Below are 21,739 nucleotides of genomic sequence, written 5' to 3'. Positions count from 1 at the left end.
TTTGTCCGCTGAAAAGCAGATACTGACAACGTGTATCTATTGCGGATGCGGATGCGGTTTCTACTTTAAGGTCAAAGACGGCAGGATAACGGGTGTTGTTCCGAGCAAGAATCATCCGGTCAATAAAGGCAGTCTTTGCGTTAAAGGCTGGAACGCCTCGGAATTTGTCCAGCACCCCGATAGACTTACTGATCCATTGATAAAAGAAAACGGAAAATTCAGGAAAGCTTCATGGAAGGAAGCTCTGTCTCTGACCGCGAAGAAATTCAAAAAGCATTACGAAGAATCCGGTCCGGACAGTTTGGCATTTTTCACTTCAGCCAAATGTTCAAATGAAGAGAATTATCTCATGCAGAAGATGGCGAGAGCTGTCTTTAAAACAAACAATATAGATCACTGTGCCCGTCTTTGACACTCTTCAACCGTAGCGGGTCTCGCTGCGACATTGGGCTCAGGGGCGATGACGAACTCAATAGACGAGTTCGAAGACGGAGACGTTTTTCTGATTATAGGCTCCAACACGACCGAACAGCATCCTCTTATAGGTTCGAGGATAATCAACGCTGTCAGAAATAAAAAAGCTACGTTGATTCTCGTGGATCCGAGAGGCATCCAGCTTTCAAAACATGCGAAATACCACCTGACGCCCAAATATGGTACTGACGTCGCGTGGATTAACGGAATGATGAACGTCATAATCAGAGAAAGGCTTGAAGACAGTAAGTTTATTGCGGATTTTACCGAGGGATACGAAGAACTGAAAAAGACCGTCGAAAAATACACTCCTGAATACGTCGAAAAAATTTCAGGTATTCCGGCTATTCAATTGGCTGAAGCGGCGAGAGCTTTTGCCCGAAGTAAAAAGTCCAGCATAATATACTGCATGGGCATAACCCAGCACACGACCGGAGTCGACAACGTCAAATCGTGCGCTAATCTCGCCATGCTTACAGGCAACATAGGGAAACCTTCAACGGGAGTCAATCCCCTGCGCGGCCAGAACAATGTCCAGGGCGCCTGCGACATGGGAGGTCTTCCGAATGTGTACAGCGGATACCAGCCCGTCACTGATCCAAAGGTCAAAGAGAAATTTGAACAAGCATGGAATGTAAAAAATCTTCCGGATAAAGTCGGTGTGACGGTGACAGCAGTCCCCAACCTGGCTATGGAGGGTAAAATAAAAGCTCTTTACGTACTCGGAGAAAATCCGATGGTTTCAGATCCCAACATCAGTCATGTACAAAAAGGTCTCGAAGCACTAGACTTTCTCGTCGTTCAGGATATTTTTATGACTGAAACAGCGGAGCTTGCCGATGTTGTCCTGCCAGGAGCGAGTTATGCCGAAAAGGACGGGACTTTTTCCAACACCGAAAGAAGAGTTCAAAGAATTAGAAAAGCCGTCGATCCGCCCGGACAAGCTAAACAGGACTGGGAAATAATCTGCGAGATATCCAAAACCTGCGGTTACGACATGCCTTACAAATCTCCCGAAGAGATTTTTGACGAAATGGCTTCCGTCACTCCGAGTTACCACGGCATGAATTATGACAGACTCGGTAAAAATTTTGGTCTCCAGTGGCCATGCCCTGCAATTGAGCATCCCGGAACACCATATTTGCACAAAGACGGCAGATTCTCCAGAGGCAAGGGGCTTTTTACGGCGATAGATTTCAAACAACCGGCTGAACTTCCCGACGATGAATATCCTTTCACACTGACGACAGGGAGAACTTATTTTCACTATCACACCAGGACACTGACTAAAAGAAGTTCGACTCTCGAAAGGGAAGTGCCGGAATGCTACGTAGAGATAAATCCTGAAGATGCAAAACAGTACAAAATAAGAAACGGCAACACAATCAAAGTTACATCGAGAAGAGGTACAATAAGCGTCAAAGCGGTTGTCACTGACGTTATGAAACCCGGGAATATTTTTATTCCGTTCCATTTCGCCGATCAGGCGGTGAACAAACTGACAATAGACGCTCTGGATCCGGTGGCTAAAATTCCTGAATATAAGGTTTGTGCTGTTAAAATCGGAGGAGGAAACTGATGTCGACCGACAAATTCAAAATTACCGAGGCAAATATTTTTAAACTCCTCGAAAATTTTAAAAAAAGTTCCAACCTTCTCGCGCCTCAAGAAAACGAATTCGGTGACATAAATTTTCTTCCCGTCGAAGACACAGGCAAAGTCTTGCTGAAAGAGCACAAACCCCTTATGCCCTCCGTGCGTGAAGCTCTTTTTGGTCAGATTGAACCTATGATCGAATTCGAGAAAAAAGGGAGAGAAACAAAGATTAAAAGCATAGACAATTCAGAGGAAACCGTTATATTCGGACTACCGAGCTGTGATATTGCAGGCATACTATATACTGACAATTTCTTTGCACAGAGAGAGTTTGAGGATTACTACTACAAAAACGCGCGCGACAAACTGACTCTGATAAGCATGTCTTGCCTTACACCTCCTTCGGAAAGTTGTTTCTGTGCCACAATGAAGACGGGTCCTTTCGCTGAAAAAGGATTCGATGTTCAACTTACCGACATGGAAGACGGCTATTTCTTCGTAAACATCGGAAGCGAAAAAGGGCGCGTCATAGTGACTAAAGACAAAGCATTGTTTGATGTAGCCGACGCCGATTATGAGAAAAAATGGGAAGAAAAAAAATTGAAAGCTTCGGGACTGCCTGTCGCTGAAAACCTCGACAAAGATAAAGCTCTCGGTAAAATGGCAGGCAATCCGGTTGACGACAAGCTTTTGTCCGAGATTACGAACAGATGCATTTCCTGCGGAGCGTGCAACTATGTTTGTCCGACGTGTACCTGTTTCAATGTTACCGACAGCCAGAAAGAAGGAAAAGGCATAAGAAAGAGAATAATAGATTCCTGCATGATGAGCGGATATTTCAGGATGGCAGGCGGACATAACCCGATGGAGAAAAAAGAACAACGCACCGGGAACCGATATTACTGTAAGCTTTTGTGGGACAAGATGAAATTCGGCGATACCGGCTGTGTCGGGTGCGGCAGATGCCTCGACGCCTGTCCTGTCAATATCGATATCAAAGAAATCATACTGTCACTATCATGAGGGAGCTGTAAAATGAATAAAAACGAATATCTGCCGCGTGCAGTAGAGATTAAAAAATTAAAGAATCTTGTTTTTGACGTAAAGCATTTCACGCTGAAATTCAAAGACGAAAAACCTTTCGTTTGGAAACCGGGGCAATTCGTTCAAGTCTCGATTTTCGGAAAGGGTGAAGCTCCCATCTCGATCACTTCAACGTGTGAAAGGGGAGACGATCTCGAATTAGCCGTCAGGAAAGTTGGTGTTTTAACGGACGCTTTACACGAACTCAAAGAGGGAGACGAATTTTTCGTCCGCGGACCATACGGTAATTCTTTTCCCTGGGAAGAATTCGAGGGGAAAGACATCCTTTTCGTCGCGGGTGGAATAGGATTACTGCCGCTCAGATCCGTGATGAATGCTGTTTTCAACAATCGCGGCAAATACGGCAAGATATGGATCCTTTACGGAGCCAAATGTCCCGCCGAATGCGTTTACGACGACGAAATGGCAAGATGGGCGAAATATCCGGATGTTGAAGTGCTGAGGACGGTTGACAGTCCGGACGCGAGCTGGAAAGGCAGTGTCGGCGTCGTCACCAAGCTCTTTGAAAGCGTTGAGTTCAACCCGAACAGCACCATAGCATATCTTTGCGGACCTCCAATAATGATAAAATTCACCAACATTACTCTCGCCGAAAAAAAAATGAGAGCCAAAGACATTATAACGACTATGGAAATGCACATGAAATGCGGAATAGGAAAATGCGGACACTGCATAATAGGAAGCAAATATTGCTGTACTGACGGTCCTGTTTTCACTTACGCCCAGTTGAAACTATTAGACGTAGAATAATAAAGGACAGGTTTGAGAAAAAGGCGGATTATTCCGCCTTTTTTTAATTTAATGAACGAAAAAAATTAATTGTAGACGTTCAATCTGAATCCTCTGGCAAAGCCTATAAGTCTGATGTTTGTCTTTCTGGCGAGCTCAACAGCTCGATCAGTCGGTGCGGATCTCGAAGCTATGAGATAAACTCCGAACTTCAGCGATTTAACAAGAATTTCAGAGGATATTCTTCCGGAAAAAAGCATGTACAGACCTTCTCCGTTTTTTCCACCGAGCAGTGCCTCTCCGATTATTTTGTCCACTGCGTTGTGACGGCCAATGTCTTCTTTGAAAGAAATGATTTTGTCGGTCCTGCACAATGCCGCCGCGTGAACTCCGCCGGTTTCGGCGAAAATCAAAGATCTTTTCTGAAATTCCCTTAACAGATCCAGAATTATTTTCGCATCGAACATTCTCGGTTTATCGAGAGGTTTAAGTCCTTTCCCCTGGAGAAGATTGAGATCCGATGCCGCCTGTCCGCATCCGGATGTCATTACGTATTGTTTCTCAATTCCAGCGTCAGTCGGTTTTTTTTTGAGCGCCACATTTACTGTCATTTTGTCTTTTTCAATTTCTATTGATGATATCTCCTTGGCCGATTCGATAAAACCCTCGGAGAAAAGACGGCCGACAGCGAGCTCGTCGAGTTGGGACGGAGAGCAAACCATGTTTGACATTTCGGAGCCGTTGACTAAGATTTTTATCATTGATTCTTTTATTATTTTGTCTTCAAAAAAGGTCTCGCCGTCCCGGAGGTCGATCCTCTTGATTCTCATTTTTCTATACACGTTTTGAATCTCTTGAGATCGTTTTTTTCATTTATGTTGAAAAACATTTTCATTTCGGTGTCAAAGCGAAGGATTACGTCTTTTTCAACATAGACGGTTTTGACAAAGCTGAAAAAATTCTGAATTTTATTGTCTCCTTTGTTGAGCTGATCAAGAATGTACGGCAGACAGTTTTTTGAATAGACTGCGTGAAGAGGTTCGTAGAGGTCTTTTTCTTTTCTCGGTACTATGACGTCCCCTTCTTTTATTGAAATCATGTATTTTATAAAATCTTTGTCAAGGAACGGCATGTCGCAGGCTATGGCGAATATTCTCTGTGAACTGGACGACAGCAGTCCAGTGTAAATCCCGCCGATAGGACCTCTGCCTGGAACTATGTCCTTTACTGTTTTGGCTTCAAATATAGAGAAGTTTTCAGGGCAATTGGTTACGATAATGATATCGGAGAAAATTTCTTTTAAAGAAAAAAAAACGGACTCGACCAGAGTCGAGTCCCCAAATTTTTCGAAAGCTTTATCTCTGCCGAAACGGCTGCTTTTGCCGCCGGCGAGGATAACTGCCTGTGTCATGCCTGCTTGCTGTTTCTTACGTAAACCATCCAGTAGAGAGCCCCGACGAAAAACGCCCCTCCGATGATGTTTCCAAGAGTTACGGGCAGAAGATTGTTCCAGAGGAATGATATCCATGTCAGTCCGCTCAAATCGAGGCCTGAGGCCGCCGCGGCCGCAGTTCCTTTCAGGAAAAGACCCAGAGGAATAAAATACATGTTGGCTACACTGTGCTCAAATCCCATTGCAACGAATGTCATTATTGGAAAGAAAATCGCGAATATCTTTCCTACGATGTTACTCGAAGCAATTGCCATCCATACAGCGAGACAGACAAGTATGTTGCAGAGAATACCTCTTACAAAAGCTTCCACCCATGGAAGACTGACTTTTGCCGCGGCAATTTTAATGGCGGCTACGCCGGTTAAAAATTCTCCGCCCTTCCAAAGGCCGCTGACATAAATGAGATATGCAAGAAGAACCGAACCCGCGAAGTTTGCTAAGTAAACTACGAGCCATTTGTAAAGTACTTTACCTACTGAAACTCTTTTTTCAAGAGCACCCATGAGCATGAGGTTGTTGCCCGTAAAAAGTTCCGCGCCGGCTATTACAACGAGCATTAGTCCTACGCTGAAAACTCCTCCGACAAAAAATTTACTCAGCCCCACTCCGAGAAATTTTGCTGAATCAGATCCTACGAGTGTCGCTATTGAGGCCCCGAAACCGATATAAACACCGGCAAAAATACCCAATACGATGAGTTTCCAGTCAGAAGCCGTCGTTTTCTGGACGCAAGTGGTCCTGGAAAGGGTTTCCGCGACATTCGCCGGAGTTTTGCATCCGACATTGACTATCTCAGCCATTAATCCTCCTTGCCATTAGCGAGAGTTTTTTTCTCTATCGTTGACATTTCCATTCTTCATTCAAAACTGTCATTTTATGGTGCTGACCCTGGCGTAAATTAAACCGGTCCTCTTTCAGAAAATCGAAATTGAATTTTAAATCAGCGTTTTTGTTTTGTCAAGATGTAGACGTTCATCCGGTAAATACATAAATTATTGTCAAATCGACTTAATTGTCCGATAATAATTTACTTAACGAACAACGAAAAAGGAGACTGAATGCTTCATCCGGATAAAGCTTTGGAATTTTTGTTAAAATATTCAATAAAAACAGAAACCGAACCAGTGAGGATTGAAAACGCTCTCAACAGACCTCTCAATTACGATATATTTTCAAAAACCGATCTGCCGCCTTATAACAAAGCCGCCATGGACGGATACGCATACGACTTTCTTGACGTTTCGGAAAAATTCAAGATAACCCAGATCATTGGTGCCGGGAAAAAACCCGAGAAATCTGTCATAAACGGGGAATGCGCAAAAATTATGACAGGCGGCATACTGCCTGACGGCGCCGATACAATAATAAGAAAAGAATTCGCTTCGGAGTCACAGGGATTCATGAGTATTATTCAGGCAGAAGAGACGCAAAACATAGCAAGGCGCGGGGAATACGTCAGAAAAGACCAGCTTTTAATCGCAAAATGCATTTTGAGCCCAAAAGAAATCGGTATCCTCGCTTCCTCCGGTTACAACGAAATAATTCTGCCGGTGTGCCCTCTTATAGGTGTAATAACTACGGGAGACGAATTGGAAGAGCCCGGCAGGCCGCTTGAATTCGGAAAGATATACGACAGCAACCTTTTTCAGATTTCAGCTCTTCTGGGATCGTGTCTTTTCAGAAAGAAGCTTTACAGCAGGGTCTCGGATGATTTGTACGAGATATACGATTCCATCGCCAGAGCCATGGAAGAATGCGACGTAATTCTGGTAACGGGCGGTTCGTCAGTAGGAGAAAAGGATTTGACTGAAAGAGCGTTCTCGAAAAACGGAATTTCAGTAAGATTCGATTCTTTGGCCGTAAAACCCGGCAAACCGACTATTTTCGGAGAAAAAGACACTAAGTTCGCCTTCGGTGTGCCGGGAAACCCGGTGTCGGTTCTGGTGATTTTCGAAATCTTGATAAAACCTTTTATTTACAATCTGATGAGATTCCCGTATAAACCTTCTTTTATAAAAGGACGGCTCGAGGAAAAATTCAGCAGAAAAGACGTTTCGAGAGTGGAATTTGTTCCTGTCAAACACGTGACCGGACAGATTACGTTTCCACAATATCACGGTTCCGGCGATATAGTGGCTCTCGGCGGAGCAAACGCTCTTTTGAGAATTGACGACGGCATCGAAACAGTTCCGGCCGAAGAAGAAGTTTATGTTAGACAAATATAACCGCGAAATCTCTTATCTTCGCGTTTCAGTTACCGACAGGTGCAATCTCAGATGCTTTTACTGCATGCCCGAAGAGGGAATAGAAAAAAAAGCCCACTCCGACATAATTTCTTACGAAAACATTGTTAAAATCGTCAGAGACTCAGTCAGAATTGGAATTAAAAAAATACGACTGACAGGAGGCGAACCGCTTGTCAGAAAAGGTATTGAAGATCTCGTAACCCAAATATCTGCCATTGACGGTATAGAGGAAGTCTGTATGACGACAAACGGCATACTGTTATCTAAAAAAGCTGCGGCACTCAGAAAAAACGGGCTCGACAGAGTGAACATATCCCTCGACACGCTTGATCCAGAAAGATACAAAGCCGTAACAAGAGGCGGAGACATTAAAGCTGTACTTCAGGGTATTGAAAGCGCGATCGAAGAAAACCTCTCCGTAAAAATTAACATGGTCGTCCTCAAAGACACCGGTGAAGGTGAAATAATGAAAATGAAAAAATTTTGTTCACGATTGGAAATATCGCTTCAATTAATTAACGCTTACACTCTCGACAGCGTCAAGACTGAAAGCCCGTTCGACAGACCTCCGAAATGCGAAAACTGCAACAGAATTAGGCTTATGTCGGACGGCAAACTGAAACCCTGTCTGCACAACGACATCGAGATTACAGTAGATTACAAAGACATATACAACTCTCTTGTCAAGACCGTTCTTTCAAAACCGGAAAGAGGTTGCGTGTGCCGTAATAGAAAGATGAACGAGATAGGCGGATGAACGACAAAATATTTTCTCACACCGACGATCTGGGAAAAGCATCAATGGTCGATGTCTCTGAAAAAAAGGCTGTAAAAAGATACGCGAAGGCCGAAGGGAGAATTGAACTTTCGGAAAACACGATAACTTTAATAAAACAAAACTCGGTTATAAAAGGTGACGTACTCGCCGTGGCAAACATTGCTGGAATACAGGGTGCAAAAAAAACCCAGGTATTGATTCCTCTTTCGCACGTAATACCTCTCGAAAGCGTTAAATTGTCGTTTGAGTTGGAAGAAAAAGCCGTAATCATTACCGCCGAAGTTAAGACAGAATCAAAGACGGGTGTCGAAATGGAAGCTCTTACGGCGGTAGCTGTTGCCGCATTAACGGTATATGACATGTGCAAAGCGGTGGATAAAAAAATGAAAATAACCGGTATAAAACTTGTAGAGAAGAGGAAAGACGACAGATGAATAAAAATTTCAAAATACTGTCCGTGAATATTTCAAATGAAAAAGGCAGAAAAAAAATTTCGGTGGCAAAAGCATATTTAAAAGAAGGATGGGGAATCGAGGGAGACGCTCATGCCGACAACTGGCACAGGCAGGTTTCTCTTCTCGCCGCTGAAGACATAGAAGAAACCGTCAAAGGAAAAATTAAAATTTCATACGGTGATTTTGCCGAAAACATTACTACTCAGGGTGTGGATCTTTCGAGTTTGCCCAAGGGGACTGAACTCCACTTGGGAGACGCTATGCTCGAAGTGACGCAGATTGGAAAAGAATGCCATTCGGGATGCGAAATTGAAAAACAACTTGGTCAATGTGTAATGCCCAAAAAAGGAATATTCGCAAAAGTAGTCATTGGAGGGGAAATAAGCAGTGAAAGTATCTGTTATTACAATATCTGACAGAGCTCACACAGGAGTTTACGAAGACTTGACCGGACCTGAAATAGAAAGGATTGTCAGGGAGGCTTTTCCCTCCGCAGATATTTCCAGGCAGATTGTCCCGGATGATGAATCTCAGATATTGTCCGCACTCGAGAAATGCGCGGATTCCGATTTCATTCTGACCACAGGCGGAACAGGTATTTCGGAAAGAGACAGGACGCCTGACGTATCAAGAAATTACTGTGATTATGATTTACCCGGGATGTCAGGAGCTTTGCTCGCTGAATGCTATAAAGAAACACCCAACGCGATGCTGTCGAGAATTTATGCCGGAGTAAAGAGCCGGACAATAATAGTGAATTTTCCGGGATCAATGAATGCCGTTAAACTCTGCGCCCAAACACTGACTCCTGTTATGGGACACGCACTGAAAATGTTCAGAGGAGAAAAGCATTGATATTTTTGTTTCTTTGTATTTCAATTGGATAAAGCGAATAAAAATAAGGGAGAGAACATGAGAAAATTATCAATGTTTTTACCCGTCCTTTTTTTAATTTCCTGTTCACAGGGCTCTCGCTCTCGCGTTGTGCCTCTTATTCCGCAAACAATATACAATGTTGCCGTTGACAACAATCAGGTGGGTTACGAAACAGTCCGAAGAGAAAGGTCTGGAGACACAGTAATTATATCGTCCATACAGGAAAGACCTTTCAGGCTCAGACCTATTGTTTACGATTCAAAACTGTTTCTGGTTCCCGGTATCTCTTCAATGCAAATAGTCAGTTACAGATGTTTCGAACAGCTTCCCGGCCAGAAAATATCTTTCAGATTGAAATACGAAAAACCCTGGATCGTATTGCTTCAAAACAGTGTCGTGTCTTCTCCCAGATATTATAACAACGATCCCAAAGATCCGGACGGCCCGGCTATCATAGAGTGGGACAAGGCTTTTCTCATAGAAGCCCTCGTAAACAGGTTTGTATTCAAAGACACTCTTTATGAAAAAATGCAGGAAGTTCCTGTTCTGATTCCTTCCGCATTTGGAGAGTGGGGCAGTGCGGTCATTGAACTGATGAGAGCTAAAAATGACACCGCCGAATTCCGGATAGTATACAGAAAGGAGATCGAGAAAGACTCAATGCTGTATTGGAGCGACGACAGCGTTTACGGAGTGGTAAGGACAATAATGAGGGGAGACGGCAGAGCCGGATCGCTTCTTCAGGCCAGACTTGTTTTGCCTTCGGGAATAACAGTGAGTATTTTTGAAGATCCGGACGCTCCTTTCACACTGCCAGAACCTGCTGTTTACACGCCTCAACCTGAGAATTACACGCTGGAAGATGTGAGTTTCAGGGGCGCTGACGGAGTTAATATCGCTGGATCATTTTACACGCCCTCGCAGGAGGGAACTGTTCCGGGTGTTCTGTTTCTACACTCAAATGCCGCGTCCGACAGAAGGCAGATGGGAGTGTTTTCTTCGTTAGCTCACAGGATGGCTTCAAACGGAAGCGCATTGATTTTAGTTTATGACAAGCGCGGAACGGGTAAAAGCGGCGGAAGCTATGATTCTTTACATTGGGGTGTTTTAGCATCAGATGCCGCTTCCGCGTTCGATGTTTTATATGCGAATCCCAAAATCGATAAGGGGAATGTGTTTATACTCGGACACGGTGAAGGGGCTCTAATCGCGTTCGATCTCGCTTCAGACCCCGCTTATGCAGGAAGGATTCGCGGTGTAATATCTCTCGGAGCGACGTCTCTTAATCCTGTAGATTCAGGAAACGTAGAAATGCTTATTATGCAGGCAAAAGAGAGAGAATGGTCTGACGAAAGATTGTCCAAGCAGATTGAGGACCTGAAGAGAGGACTTGAAAATTTAAGAAACACCGATGTTTACTGGTCTGATATAAGCGGTTTTCCCGGAGAAAGAGAAAACCTTGCCTACGCTCGGTCTTTGCTGGATTTCGACCCTGTAAAAAAAATTATAAATTCAACTTGTCATTTCCTGTTCATACACGGAGCGGAAGACGCTTTTGTTTCTTCGGTTAACGCCGAAAGATTGTTCTCGGTTTGTAAAATGAGAGGCTTGCCTGAAGACTTGTCGAAACTTGTTATTTATCCCGGTCTGGATGCCAATTTTGCCATACCGACAATAGAAGGTAAAAACGGATATGCTGAATATTTCAAGCTTCCCGAAGACGCGTCGAGAGATATTTCGGTAAGCGACACCGTAATAGAGTGGATAAACAGAATAGTGGAAAATTCAAATCCGCTTCAGACAGAGGAGGGTAGATGAAAAGCTTATTATCAATCTGTTCAATATGCTTGCTTATATTTTCCTGTTCAAGTGAAAACGGATCCTCAGAACAAAACAGCACCCAGGAAGACAATAATCTGCCTGTGATGCAAATCCAACTGACTCCAGTTTCGCCTTTACGAGGTGAGCCGATTACGGCGAATTATTCTTATTCCGTCCCGGGAGTTGACTCGATGTACAATTTATGGATTGTCGAAAATGAAACTCTCGCTGTCAGGTCAAAAACGCTTGAAACGTCGCAATTACCGCTTGGCGCAACCATAAAAACCGCTGTCTTCGTATTTTTTCACGACGGCCAAAATAAGACTTTTGTTTCTCCTTCGGTGACCTTGGGTACTCCTGCTTCAGCTTCAATCGCGGCGGCGAGGATCGGACCTGATTCTGTCACTGTTGCGGGAACAATACGCCTTATGAGAGTTGAAATAATCGGCGACAGGACAAATTTTTCATTTGAATCGCAATGGTACAAAAACGGCTTGCCGGTCGCAGGAGCCAATGACACGGTCCTCGCTTTGGCGGGATTCAGACGCGGCGACGAACTGATGCTTAGGCTTATTGACGGGAACGGCGTAGAATACAGCACGAACACAGTAATAATTACAAACGCCATTCCGTCAATAGTCTCGTCGCCTCCTTTTGTCAGCGGCGGAGGCGCGTATACCTATCAAATCATGTCAAATGATCACGATGGAGATCCCCTTTCATATTCGCTCACGCAGGCTCCAGCGGGAATGACAATAAGCGGAACAGGTCTGATAACATGGGAAATTCCATCCGAAGGATCTCACGCCGTGACGGTGGAAGTCGATGACGGAAACGGCGGCAAAGCCGCCCAGACCTTCACTCTCAAATTTGCTGTTGATCAGCAATAATTGGTTTCGGCTGTTTTCAAAGAGAGGTGTGAAATGAAAAAGATGTTTTTGGCGATTTCATTTTTGCCGGCGTTAAATCCTCTGTTTTCTCAGATTCAGGTAACTCAGGCAAGAAAAGTTTTCGGTCCGACGGGTCTCCCTTCCAATCCTCTGATTGTGATCCAGCAGAATGTGGCTCCGATTTTCGCAATTATGGACACAGGTTACAATATTCTCGGAACTTTTACGCTTCCTCTGCCTTCGAACGTTTACGCATGGGATATCGTCGGTGTTTCGAGCGATTTCGATGACGATCAGGAAATTGAAGCGCTTTACTGGGTGTACGATACGGTCGGAACCGACCATTCTTATGTAGTGTTGAGGGACATTTTCTACAACACCAATCAACTCGAGTTCAACAATTCTGATTCTTTTTACTATGCTTGGACCTCTTATTTCCTGGGAGAGCGAATATTTGTCGTATACAACACGACCTCTCAGATATTATACAGATCAGGTGTCAGCGTTTCAGTGGAGGAAAACCCGGAGGTTTTCCCCGTGCCGGATGTTTTGGGTATGCTTTTTGACAGATCTTTGAATCCAGCGGAGATTTCTTTTTTCATGCCGGTTGAGGGCATCGTTTCGATTGAAGTAATAGATGTCACAGGCAGAACCGTCGTCAATTACGACATGGGATTTTTCGAAGCCGGTCAGCACAAATTCTATTGGCAGCCCAGGGACAATAGCGGCAGGTTGTTACCGACCGGAAAATATTTCGTGCGGATGAATAAAAACGGAACCTCAGTCGGCGAAACATTCATCTGGATTGAATGAGAAAACTGCATGAAGATTCTTGACAGGAAATATATACCTCATTTACTGATAATGTCTGTCTCGTTTCCATTGACGTTTTTCAAATGTGCCTTCAACAGCAAAAAAGCGCAGGAATCACGCGGCGATGAAAACAATGAACGGAGAGGGCGTTTTTATGAAATAGCATCCTCGGATTCATGGAAAAGATTCAAAAAGGCATGGAGAGAGATGGACGAAATCGCCCGTTTCAGATTGTCGGATGATACGGGTTTGATACAAGAGTTCAGGTTCATAGATTTAAGAGAACAGAGCGACAGTCTGATGGCATCGCTAAGTTCTCTTGAATATCTTCAGGAAATCGGTCTGCTTTCGTCTTTCGAGAAAGAACTTTTGGCGGATATGGCGGAAGCGAAAATCAAGCATATATCCGGCTATATCTTTCTAACGAGATGTATGCCTGCTCTTATAGATGTGAAAATGAGCAAAAAGATACAAACTATTAACGCGAGAATAAACGAGCTTGAAGAGTTGAAACGGGAAAATCTTGTTTCTGACGGACAATTCGATTCTGCTCTCGAAAATATAGTCTGTCATCTCAATGATTATGCCAGAATGCAGACAGCTTATGATTTTCTCCGCAACTGGGGATGGAAAGAAAGGTTCGGATATGATCCCGACCTTGAAAAGGATGACAGTATTGACGTCGAACGGGAAATTCAAATTACTATGCTGAAATACGGAAATATGCTTGATGAAGGCCGGATAACCCTCGCCGAATATGATAGCTTTCAGGCAAAATGCCGGAAAACCATGACCGAAATAGCTGTTTTCGATTCGATCTCGCCTTTCATGGATTCTTTGTTCAGAAATCTTTGCACCGAAGAATAAAACATGTTTCGTTGAAAATTAAAGCAGGAGATATCTTGAAGAATAAAAATAAGTTTATTAAAGAAATGCTCGCAAGTTTTTTTGTTTTGGCTGTTGCCGCGCCCGTAAATCTTTTCAAATGCACTTTAAAGCGCGCGGAAGATGGTAATGGAAAGCGTGGAGAAAACAGAAATGACCATAGCCGAGCAGCTTCAATATTGTCGTCTCAAGGCTGGAATGAATACAAGAATATGTGGAGGGAATTGGACGCACTGATTGATTACAGTCATCCCGATTCAGGAATCGCTGCAGATCGCTTTATATACATTGATATGTCCTCGCATGAAGAAAATTTAGACAAAGTATTGAATGCAATGAATGATATGGAAAAAGAGGGACTTATTACTTCTTTTGAAATTGAACTGCTGTCTAATATGATCGAGTCGAGGATAAAATACATGTCCGGATACATATACATGACAAGGATGGTAGTACCGTCCATAGATATAAATTCCGACAATCTGATTAAAGCCATTGACGCGAAAACCGACACGCTTTTCAGACTCCTTGACGAAGAAAAAATCTCCGGGTCTCAATTTGATTCTGCTCTCGACAACATAATTCTAAAACTTGAAAAATACTCGAAAATTCAGACCGCACATCAGATATTGAACAGATGGGGATGGGAAACTCCGGTAGACCTTTATGGGGTTGAAAACGAAGATTTTGACGTCCTGAAAATCATTGATATGACATACAAAAGAATGGATTCACTCAGAAATGAAAATTTAATAAGTGATTCGGTATTTGATTCATACAATGTGCTGTATGAAAAGACGAAAACCGATTTGCTTTATTTGGAGACTATCCTGCCCTTCATGGACACGCTTTTCAGAGACCTGCTCTCGGATGAATGATTTATTTGTCGTTTTTGAAGCGACCCCCGATTGCGACAATGACTGTATATATTGTTACAACGTCTGGAAAAATCATGAAAACAAAACATTTGGAACAAGCAATCGGGAAAATAGCTTTAAAATCCTTGGAAGTATAATTTCAAAAATCAAACCGGTCGGAATTTGCTTTACGGGCGGAGAGCCTCTTTTGGAGACAGGTCTCAGTGAACTAATAGAATTCTGCAGGCCTGAAGTAAAGTTTGTAAGCCTGGCGACGAACGGAAAAAATCTGAGCGAAGAATTTTTAATTAAAAATTCTTCAAAAATAATTGACCTTATAGACATATCGCTTCCGACTTTGAGAGAAGAAAAATACAGACAAATCTGCGGAAAAGATGGAGTGGAAGCTGTAAAATCCAACATTGCGCTTTCAAAAAAACACGGATTCAGGATAAATGTCTCGATTACGGCTATGAAGATAAATTTTTTTGAAATCCGCGATCTGCTAAGCTTCGCCTTCGCTTTTTCGGCGGATTCAGCGACAATAAATTATTTTTCCCCGACAGGAAGGGGAGCGAAAAATAAAAAAGAACTCATTTTAAGTACGGATGAAAAACTTGAGTTGATAAAAATCGCCGACGAGTTTTCGGGAAAATACGGTTTGCCAGTTATTTTCGGCTTGCCTTTCGAGAGGTGTAAATCGGACATCAGCGGTTTCAGGAACATTAAAATGTCATTGTGTCTGTGCGGTGTTGTCAAATTCGCGGTTGATTTCGAAGGAAGAGTCAGGCCTTGCGAGCAAAGCTCAACAGTACTCGGAAACATTCTTAAAGATGATTTCAAGGACATTGTTGAGTGTGAAGAACTTAAATGTTTTAGAAATGACAATTATTCCGAAAATTGCATTTCCTGCGGTCATTATCAATCGTGTTTAGGCTCATGCAGGTATTCTTGTAATGTATAACTAAAAACTATAGACTAATCTGAGGAGTTATTTTTTAAACATCTATTCAATATTCCGGCTATTCTTATGTTCTTTTCCGTACCTTCCAGAGGATCAATTTTATTGAGTAAACCCAAATCCTTGGACAAGATGAACATCTCTTCAAAAATTTCAAGTTTCTTCTCGTATATTAGATTGTCGTTTTTTATAGAATTTTCAAGATATTGCCTGTATTTTTCTTTGTCGAGTATCATGCCTGATATTATACTACTTTCTTTTTCTCAATTGTTATTGTCTCTTGATAATTGTTAATTGCCAATCCCTGAGAATCTGCGCTATTCTCTCTCCTGCTTTTCCGTCCCAGAGTTCAGGAACTGTTCCTTTTTTCCATTTTCCAGAGATGATTTGAGACGCTTTTTCACGGATAATGTTCTTGTCGGGGGGAACGAGTTCGTTTGTGCCCTCTGTCACAGTTACCGGTCTTTCCGTATTAGGTCTGAGAGTCAAACATGGTACTTTAAAATAAGTCGTCTCTTCCTGAACGCCTCCAGAGTCTGTTAAGACGAATTTCGCGTTTTTTTCGAGTTCTACGAAGCTTTTGTAACCGAGAGGTTCTGTGAGAGATATATCTTTTTTATGGAGTTTCTCTTTGTATCCGAAATTTTTCAGGTTTTTTAAAGTTCTCGGATGAACGGGAAAAATGATTTTGATTATCTCGGCAACATTTGCCAGTATTTCAGTCACAATTTTTAAATTATCTTTGTTATCTACGTTTGAAGGTCTGTGAAGAGTGACAAGGCAGTATTCGAATTTTTTTAAGCCCATGTTGTCAAGAGTTTGTCCGTTGAGTTTATCCGAAATATACAACAACGAGTCTATCATCGAATTACCGACGAAATGTATCTTCCCGAAGACGTTTTCTTTTCTGAGGTTTTCTTCGGCGTCTTTGCTCGTTGTAAACAGAAATTCCGAAAGCTGGTCAGTTACTATTCTGTTTATCTCTTCGGGCATGGTTCTGTCGAAAGACCTCAGTCCGGATTCTATGTGGGCTGTAGGAATACCCAGTTTGGATGCGACTATGGAGCAAGCCATGGTCGAATTGACATCGCCGGCTACGACGACTCTGCCGGGTTTGTTTTCCAGACACCATTTTTCAAATTCGGTCATCACTTTGGCGGACTGCAGGGCATGACTGCCGCTTCCGGCTCCAAGAAAAACATCGGGTTTTCTGAGGCCGAGTTCCTTGAAAAAAACGTCGCTCATGGAGAAATCGTAATGCTGACCGGTGTGGACGAAGAGCATTTTATCCGTAGCTGATTCATAGGCTTTCAAAACGGGTCCAATTTTCATAAAGTTTGGACGAGCGCCTGCAATTATAGCGATTTTTTTAATTTTATTTCCCATTGTTTTTTTTGATTTAATCACTTGAAAAATAGCTTTAAAAAGAATATAAGGGAATTATATTTTTTACAATAAAAATATCTTTTAGAAGGAATCTGAGTTTGCTGAATAAATTTCTGTCTTAACAGAACAGGTTTGGTTAAATTTATCGAAAAAAACCAGCGTGCTATGTAGTATGCGAGTTTAACAGAATAAGAATATTATCAAAGCATTTCGCCGTCAGGCAACATGTCGTCGGATGGTGGAACCCCGTTTTTTTGTCTGTATTCTTTTCTCTTGCATTCATTCATCATTGATCCCTTGCAATATTCGGCGATGAGCATCTCGCATATTTCATTTTCAACATCCTGATACTTTCGGAAAAAACCGCATTTTTCAAGAAGTTCGCATGTCTGTTCCATTTGTCCTCCATTCATAAAAGGCTATAATTTACAGTAAAGTATTTTACCGATTATTTCAATACATTAATAATTTTTATCAGTCCATATTTAGTGGATTCTTTGTTAAAATTAGTTCGAGTCAATCTTATATTGATGTGTTCATGTTCCAATTGATTTTTTTCTTTCTAATTTTCATTCCGGTTATTTATAGATATAATTTTATTCTGTGGAACAAATGACTCTATCAAATCCTTTTGTCGGAAGGCAAAAGGAAATTGGCATACTTGAGAATTGTCTCGAAGAAGCCATAAATTGCAACAGCAAAGCAGTCCTGATAAAAGGCGAACTCGGCGTCGGTAAGACCACTCTTCTGAAGCATTTTTCGGAAAACGTGAGAAGCCGGAATGTGAATTTATTAAGCGTAAAAATAATAAAAGACGACAAAAGCGATTATTCGCCTTTTATAAGCATAGTTGAGGATTTTATAGAACGCATGGAATTCCCACGCCAGACTCTTCCCAGATTGCTGAATCCTGATTTTGCCGGATATCTCGCTTACATAATCCCGAAAATAAGGGAGCTTTATCCGGTAAAACTGACAAATTCCGAGAGGACAAAAAGCCGAAAGTCTTTACACTATTCATTTCATCGTTTTTTTCTTAATCTTTCGAGATTTAAACCCCTAATTATGATTTTTGACGATATCCAGTGGATGAACGAGGAATCTCTCGACCTTTTTGTATATCTGGTTAAAAGAACCGCAGACATACCGTTTTTAATACTGGCCGCCGAACGATCCGATGAAAACAACGAATCGTTGAGACGTTCGGAAAAAGAATTGTATCGCGACAGAGTGATTGTTCCGCTGGATCTTGAAAATTTACCTGAAGATGCGCTCCTTAATCTTTTGAACGAAAAATTCAAAAATATATATTTGAACAATTTCAATGATTGGCTTTATTCGGTGACCAGAGGCAATCCTCTTTTTGTCGAGAAAATAATCGAATTCATGATCAATAGGAATATCATTTCATTCGATGACGAAAAAAACGAATGGATCATATCTGACAATTTCAGGGGTTTTCAAATACCTAAAACACTCGAAAGCGTTTTAGAAAATCATTTGGCGAATCTATCGATTCCGGAAAAACGGATATTGGAAAGCGCTTCCGTTATAGGCGAGAAATTTGATCTTTCTATTCTCAGAGAACTGCAGAAAACTATGTCTCAGGATCAGTTCACTGATATATGCGAAAATCTTCAACGTCTCAACCTGCTGACGTGCTCAGGAAATTCAGGTATTTTTTCACATCCGCTTGTAAGGGAACTGATATACGAGAGGATGAAGATTACTGCGAGGCGGGAAACGCACAGAAGACTTGCCTCTATCCATAAAAGCAGAAAATCTCAATCAGCAGAAATTTCCCGTCATTTGACTGAAGACCTTTCCGAGGACGAAATAACAAAAGAGCTGGCGCTTTATTTGTACGAGATTTCCAAGGAATTTTTTCATAACTACGATTATAAACTCGCGTGGGAAAACATTAAAATCGCAAGAGAGATATCAGCGAAGACCGATGTACCGGATGAAAAAAAAGCACTCGTCGAATTCGAATTCAGTTACATCGCCTGGGTTTTGGGAAAGGCGGAATCGAAATCAACTGACACTGAAAAACTTCTGCAGGATCTTGAAAAGTACGGATTTACAGAACAAGCGGTAAAATACTGCCGTATGAGATTTCACAACAGTCTTTCGGATCAGAATTTCACGGAGGCTGAAGAATGTCTGAACAAAGCTTTCTCGTTTGCCGGAGAAAAAAGAGAAGTCCATTGGATGCTGTCAGCTGATAAATGTCTGTTTCTCAGAAGAATGGGACTTATGAATGAGTCGAAAGAATTGTCAAAAAAGCTGATTTCTGAAATACCTGAAAACGCCGCGCCGTTATCCTTATACAAAGCTTTCTCAAACATAGGACAGGTAATGTATCTTAAGGGTCAACACAAAAACGCACGCGAACATATAACGAAAGCCTTGAACATAGCCAAAGAAAGCCGCTTTCTCGATTGTATTACCGAGTGTTATTCCAATCTCGGTCTCATTGAAATATCTCTCGGAATGCTTGATTCCGCACTTTCAAATCTTAATGTCGCGCTGGAACAGGCGCAATCACTCGATCTGGATCAGTCTATGGGTATCGATCTTTTTTACGTTGGCAACTGTTATGAAATTTTAGGCGAATTTGATGTGGCTAAAAAATATTACGAATTCGCTCTGCAGAAGGCGGAAAAAATAGACAATTCAAGACTGCGCGCCTCGATACAAACTCATAAAGCAATTCTGCTCGCTGAAAAAGGGGAGATCGAAAGCGCTGATGCGATTATAAAGAGAATAAATCAGGGGGCTTTGGATAAAGGAATGCGCTGCGGTTATTTAACAGTAAACGGATTAATATGTTTGAAAAAAGGCGATTACGATTTATCTGAAAAATATCTGGAAGAAGCCCTCAAAACAACAAAAAAACTCGCTCTGAAATCGAGGTATATAAAAGCGCTCGCGATAAAAAATCTGTTTTTGCTGAAAAAAAATAAAAAATCACAAGCCTTGGAAAGTTATAAAAAAACGAGAGAATTAGCCCTGAGACATAAAGAAAAAATTGCTTTCAAATATCTGTCCATTGATTTTGGATTGGAACTCGGGGGTAAAAAGGGAGAAAAGATATTTTTAGAAGGAATGGGCGTGCTTTATAATATGGGAGCCAGTAAAGCCGTAGAAAACCTTATACCTTTGATGAAAAAAGCCGGATTTAAAAACGCGCTGAAAAAAGCGGCTGAAAATAAGCCTGAATTCACTGACCAGAAAACAGAAATATTCACTTTTGGCGGATTGTACGTGAAAAGACCGGGCGAGTTGAATTTTGTCACCGCAAAAGAGTGGAAACTGGCAAAATCAAAAGAACTTCTCGCTATACTGATGTTGTCGTCGTCTTCAGGTGGAAACTTTACGAGGGAAATGATGACATCAGAATTGTGGCCCGACGCTGATTCAAGAAAGGGAAGTAATAATTTTCGTGTTGCACTCAATCAACTCATCAATGTCGTGGGTGAAAAGATTGTTTTGAGAGAGGGAGACGCTGTAAAACTAGACAAAGAGAAATTGAATGTGGATTTTCTCAGGTTTGAAAAAGCGGTCATAGACTGGAAATCTCAAAAGAGGAAAGGTTTTGTTCACGCCGCAGAAAGGTCGGCGCTCCTGGCCGCTGATATTTACGAAGGAGTTTTCCTGCCCGAGTTTTATTTTGAAAAAGCCGTCGAAAAACAGCGCGAACTTCAGACCCAAATGAGGGGAATTTTATTGTGGCTATCTGAATTAAATCTTCAGAGAGTTGAGCTGAAAAAGGCTCTCGAATTTGCTCAGAGAATGACAACCATGGACTCATCTGACGAGCAAGCCGGCAGGACTATAATGAGGTGTTTGTATGAACAGGGTGACAGAGTAGGCGCCATAAAACATTTTGAATTCATAAAAAAATATTTGAACGAAGAGTACGGAGTGGAACCGAGCCCTGAAACTCTCGAGCTTTATTCAAGCATCTGTTCCAACTGTAAACTGGTTTAATTTTTCCATTTAATGTTTTTTTAACGCTTGAAATTATAATTCTCCTGTATGTATTGGTTGGCAAGATTGACGCGGAGAAAAATACAACAAAGGAGAAAGCTATGTTGACCCTGATGTTTTTTCTCGTCTACGGATCTGTGACTTGTTCTCAGCCCGTCTGGACTTTACTTGAAGGCTTGAGCATTCAGGAAAAAGAAAACTCGATGATAGAAATTTTACTTGTAGAAGGAGCAACACCTGAGGATATTCTCTTGAAGGAAGAGATAGAAAATCTCTGGAATGAAGGCAAATACGACGCTTCAATTTGTCTGTTTCCTGTCCTCGGAGAGATGACGGGCGATGGAATCATGGAGATAGTTGTCCAGTGGAAAGAGCCTATTGTCACTCCTCAACCTGACTGGGGAACGGATGCCCTTGTCAGC

22 protein-coding genes are annotated in these 21,739 nt (G+C 42.1%); 16 read left to right on the top strand and 6 right to left on the bottom strand.

Annotation, left to right across the window (positions count from 1 at the left end; genetic code table 11):
* Window position 1 precedes the first annotated feature (1 nt).
* From fdhF to JXL83_07190, 3 genes are read left to right on the top strand one after another with little or no spacing between them, the layout of a single operon-like run.
* Window positions 2–2,053: a formate dehydrogenase subunit alpha gene (gene fdhF, locus JXL83_07200; GenBank protein ID MBN2363902.1), complete on the top strand. Its 2,052-nt coding sequence runs from the start codon at window positions 2–4 to the stop codon at window positions 2,051–2,053.
* On the top strand, window positions 2,053–3,093 hold the full coding sequence (locus tag JXL83_07195; GenBank protein ID MBN2363901.1) for a 4Fe-4S dicluster domain-containing protein: 1,041 nt from the start codon (window positions 2,053–2,055) through the stop codon (window positions 3,091–3,093). The genes fdhF and JXL83_07195 overlap by 1 nt, the downstream gene beginning before the upstream one ends.
* Before the next feature lie 12 nt (window positions 3,094–3,105).
* Window positions 3,106–3,924 (top strand): FAD/NAD(P)-binding protein, encoded by an 819-nt coding sequence (locus JXL83_07190; protein ID MBN2363900.1) that lies wholly within the window; start codon window positions 3,106–3,108, stop codon window positions 3,922–3,924.
* 65 nt (window positions 3,925–3,989) lie between these two features.
* Here JXL83_07190 and fdhD read toward each other — a convergent pair whose 3' ends face one another.
* From fdhD to JXL83_07175, 3 genes are read right to left on the bottom strand one after another with little or no spacing between them, the layout of a single operon-like run.
* Window positions 3,990–4,745, bottom strand: a complete 756-nt coding sequence (gene fdhD, locus JXL83_07185) for a formate dehydrogenase accessory sulfurtransferase FdhD (protein MBN2363899.1) — start codon at window positions 4,743–4,745, stop codon at window positions 3,990–3,992.
* Complete coding sequence (locus tag JXL83_07180) at window positions 4,730–5,314, bottom strand: molybdenum cofactor guanylyltransferase (protein MBN2363898.1); 585 nt, start codon at window positions 5,312–5,314, stop codon at window positions 4,730–4,732. The genes fdhD and JXL83_07180 overlap by 16 nt, the downstream gene beginning before the upstream one ends.
* Complete coding sequence (locus JXL83_07175) at window positions 5,311–6,156, bottom strand: formate/nitrite transporter family protein (protein MBN2363897.1); 846 nt, start codon at window positions 6,154–6,156, stop codon at window positions 5,311–5,313. The genes JXL83_07180 and JXL83_07175 overlap by 4 nt, the downstream gene beginning before the upstream one ends.
* 258 nt (window positions 6,157–6,414) lie before the next feature.
* On the opposite strand from JXL83_07175, the gene JXL83_07170 reads away from it, so the two are divergent.
* Genes JXL83_07170 through JXL83_07120 form a run of 11 tightly spaced genes read left to right on the top strand, consistent with a single transcriptional unit; the run spans window position 6,415 to window position 15,941 of the window.
* Window positions 6,415–7,581 carry a molybdopterin molybdotransferase MoeA gene (locus JXL83_07170; GenBank protein ID MBN2363896.1) on the top strand — a complete coding sequence of 389 codons (1,167 nt, stop codon included), beginning with the start codon at window positions 6,415–6,417 and terminating at the stop codon, window positions 7,579–7,581.
* Entirely contained in the window at window positions 7,565–8,359 is a 795-nt protein-coding gene (locus tag JXL83_07165; GenBank protein MBN2363895.1) for a radical SAM protein, read from the top strand. The genes JXL83_07170 and JXL83_07165 overlap by 17 nt, the downstream gene beginning before the upstream one ends.
* Window positions 8,356–8,814, top strand: coding sequence for a cyclic pyranopterin monophosphate synthase MoaC (gene moaC, locus JXL83_07160; protein ID MBN2363894.1), 459 nt, complete (start codon window positions 8,356–8,358; stop codon window positions 8,812–8,814). Before JXL83_07165 ends, moaC begins: the two co-directional genes overlap by 4 nt.
* Window positions 8,811–9,251: an MOSC domain-containing protein gene (locus tag JXL83_07155; protein ID MBN2363893.1), complete on the top strand. Its 441-nt coding sequence runs from the start codon at window positions 8,811–8,813 to the stop codon at window positions 9,249–9,251. Before moaC ends, JXL83_07155 begins: the two co-directional genes overlap by 4 nt.
* Window positions 9,223–9,690, top strand: coding sequence for a MogA/MoaB family molybdenum cofactor biosynthesis protein (locus JXL83_07150; GenBank protein MBN2363892.1), 468 nt, complete (start codon window positions 9,223–9,225; stop codon window positions 9,688–9,690). Before JXL83_07155 ends, JXL83_07150 begins: the two co-directional genes overlap by 29 nt.
* A gap of 57 nt (window positions 9,691–9,747) precedes the next feature.
* The gene (locus tag JXL83_07145; GenBank protein MBN2363891.1) at window positions 9,748–11,529 is read left to right on the top strand and encodes an alpha/beta hydrolase; all 1,782 of its coding nucleotides are present in this window, start codon (window positions 9,748–9,750) and stop codon (window positions 11,527–11,529) included.
* The gene (locus JXL83_07140; GenBank protein MBN2363890.1) at window positions 11,526–12,422 is read left to right on the top strand and encodes a putative Ig domain-containing protein; all 897 of its coding nucleotides are present in this window, start codon (window positions 11,526–11,528) and stop codon (window positions 12,420–12,422) included. The genes JXL83_07145 and JXL83_07140 overlap by 4 nt, the downstream gene beginning before the upstream one ends.
* A gap of 33 nt (window positions 12,423–12,455) precedes the next feature.
* On the top strand, window positions 12,456–13,235 hold the full coding sequence (locus tag JXL83_07135; protein MBN2363889.1) for a hypothetical protein: 780 nt from the start codon (window positions 12,456–12,458) through the stop codon (window positions 13,233–13,235).
* A gap of 51 nt (window positions 13,236–13,286) precedes the next feature.
* On the top strand, window positions 13,287–14,102 hold the full coding sequence (locus JXL83_07130; protein ID MBN2363888.1) for a hypothetical protein: 816 nt from the start codon (window positions 13,287–13,289) through the stop codon (window positions 14,100–14,102).
* A 35-nt stretch (window positions 14,103–14,137) separates the two neighbouring features.
* A complete protein-coding gene (locus JXL83_07125; GenBank protein ID MBN2363887.1) occupies window positions 14,138–14,998 on the top strand; it encodes a hypothetical protein in 861 nt (286 codons plus the stop codon).
* Window positions 14,991–15,941 carry a radical SAM protein gene (locus JXL83_07120; GenBank protein MBN2363886.1) on the top strand — a complete coding sequence of 317 codons (951 nt, stop codon included), beginning with the start codon at window positions 14,991–14,993 and terminating at the stop codon, window positions 15,939–15,941. The genes JXL83_07125 and JXL83_07120 overlap by 8 nt, the downstream gene beginning before the upstream one ends.
* A 14-nt stretch (window positions 15,942–15,955) precedes the next feature.
* Here the strand turns inward: JXL83_07120 and JXL83_07115 are convergent, their stop codons facing one another.
* The 3 genes from JXL83_07115 to JXL83_07105 all read right to left on the bottom strand — a co-directional run bounded on the left by JXL83_07115 (window position 15,956) and on the right by JXL83_07105 (window position 17,722).
* Window positions 15,956–16,174, bottom strand: a complete 219-nt coding sequence (locus JXL83_07115; GenBank protein ID MBN2363885.1) for a hypothetical protein — start codon at window positions 16,172–16,174, stop codon at window positions 15,956–15,958.
* A 34-nt stretch (window positions 16,175–16,208) separates the two neighbouring features.
* The gene (gene wecB, locus JXL83_07110) at window positions 16,209–17,324 is read right to left on the bottom strand and encodes a UDP-N-acetylglucosamine 2-epimerase (non-hydrolyzing) (GenBank protein ID MBN2363884.1); all 1,116 of its coding nucleotides are present in this window, start codon (window positions 17,322–17,324) and stop codon (window positions 16,209–16,211) included.
* Between the two features lie 200 nt (window positions 17,325–17,524).
* Window positions 17,525–17,722 (bottom strand): hypothetical protein, encoded by a 198-nt coding sequence (locus JXL83_07105; GenBank protein MBN2363883.1) that lies wholly within the window; start codon window positions 17,720–17,722, stop codon window positions 17,525–17,527.
* Between the two features lie 214 nt (window positions 17,723–17,936).
* Here JXL83_07105 and JXL83_07100 point away from each other — a divergent pair, with 214 nt between their 5' ends.
* Together JXL83_07100 and JXL83_07095 are read left to right on the top strand one after the other, a co-directional pair.
* Window positions 17,937–21,317: an AAA family ATPase gene (locus tag JXL83_07100; protein ID MBN2363882.1), complete on the top strand. Its 3,381-nt coding sequence runs from the start codon at window positions 17,937–17,939 to the stop codon at window positions 21,315–21,317.
* A gap of 101 nt (window positions 21,318–21,418) precedes the next feature.
* A partial coding sequence (locus JXL83_07095) for a hypothetical protein (protein ID MBN2363881.1) occupies window positions 21,419–21,739 on the top strand: 321 nt, incomplete at its 3' end.

Source organism: candidate division WOR-3 bacterium, assembly GCA_016934535.1.
Classification (GTDB): Bacteria; SDB-A; SDB-A; order SDB-A; family SDB-A; genus JAFGIG01.
Note: the sequence above shows the minus strand (reverse complement) of the source record. Positions and strands in the feature narration are given on the sequence as shown.

Bases quoted from the DNA above. Each gene is read 5' to 3' on its own strand.
- JXL83_07195 (MBN2363901.1), top strand. From the start codon at position 2,053: ATGTCGACCGACAAATTCAAAATTACCGAGGCAAATATTTTTAAACTC.
- JXL83_07190 (MBN2363900.1), top strand. From the start codon at position 3,106: ATGAATAAAAACGAATATCTGCCGCGTGCAGTAGAGATTAAAAAATTA.
- JXL83_07180 (MBN2363898.1), bottom strand. From the start codon at position 5,314: ATGACACAGGCAGTTATCCTCGCCGGCGGCAAAAGCAGCCGTTTCGGC.
- JXL83_07175 (MBN2363897.1), bottom strand. From the start codon at position 6,156: ATGGCTGAGATAGTCAATGTCGGATGCAAAACTCCGGCGAATGTCGCG.
- JXL83_07170 (MBN2363896.1), top strand. From the start codon at position 6,415: ATGCTTCATCCGGATAAAGCTTTGGAATTTTTGTTAAAATATTCAATA.
- JXL83_07165 (MBN2363895.1), top strand. From the start codon at position 7,565: ATGTTAGACAAATATAACCGCGAAATCTCTTATCTTCGCGTTTCAGTT.
- moaC (MBN2363894.1), top strand. From the start codon at position 8,356: ATGAACGACAAAATATTTTCTCACACCGACGATCTGGGAAAAGCATCA.
- JXL83_07155 (MBN2363893.1), top strand. From the start codon at position 8,811: ATGAATAAAAATTTCAAAATACTGTCCGTGAATATTTCAAATGAAAAA.
- JXL83_07145 (MBN2363891.1), top strand. From the start codon at position 9,748: ATGAGAAAATTATCAATGTTTTTACCCGTCCTTTTTTTAATTTCCTGT.
- JXL83_07140 (MBN2363890.1), top strand. From the start codon at position 11,526: ATGAAAAGCTTATTATCAATCTGTTCAATATGCTTGCTTATATTTTCC.
- JXL83_07135 (MBN2363889.1), top strand. From the start codon at position 12,456: ATGAAAAAGATGTTTTTGGCGATTTCATTTTTGCCGGCGTTAAATCCT.
- JXL83_07130 (MBN2363888.1), top strand. From the start codon at position 13,287: ATGTCTGTCTCGTTTCCATTGACGTTTTTCAAATGTGCCTTCAACAGC.
- JXL83_07120 (MBN2363886.1), top strand. From the start codon at position 14,991: ATGAATGATTTATTTGTCGTTTTTGAAGCGACCCCCGATTGCGACAAT.
- JXL83_07115 (MBN2363885.1), bottom strand. From the start codon at position 16,174: ATGATACTCGACAAAGAAAAATACAGGCAATATCTTGAAAATTCTATA.
- wecB (MBN2363884.1), bottom strand. From the start codon at position 17,324: ATGGGAAATAAAATTAAAAAAATCGCTATAATTGCAGGCGCTCGTCCA.
- JXL83_07105 (MBN2363883.1), bottom strand. From the start codon at position 17,722: ATGGAACAGACATGCGAACTTCTTGAAAAATGCGGTTTTTTCCGAAAG.
- JXL83_07100 (MBN2363882.1), top strand. From the start codon at position 17,937: ATGACTCTATCAAATCCTTTTGTCGGAAGGCAAAAGGAAATTGGCATA.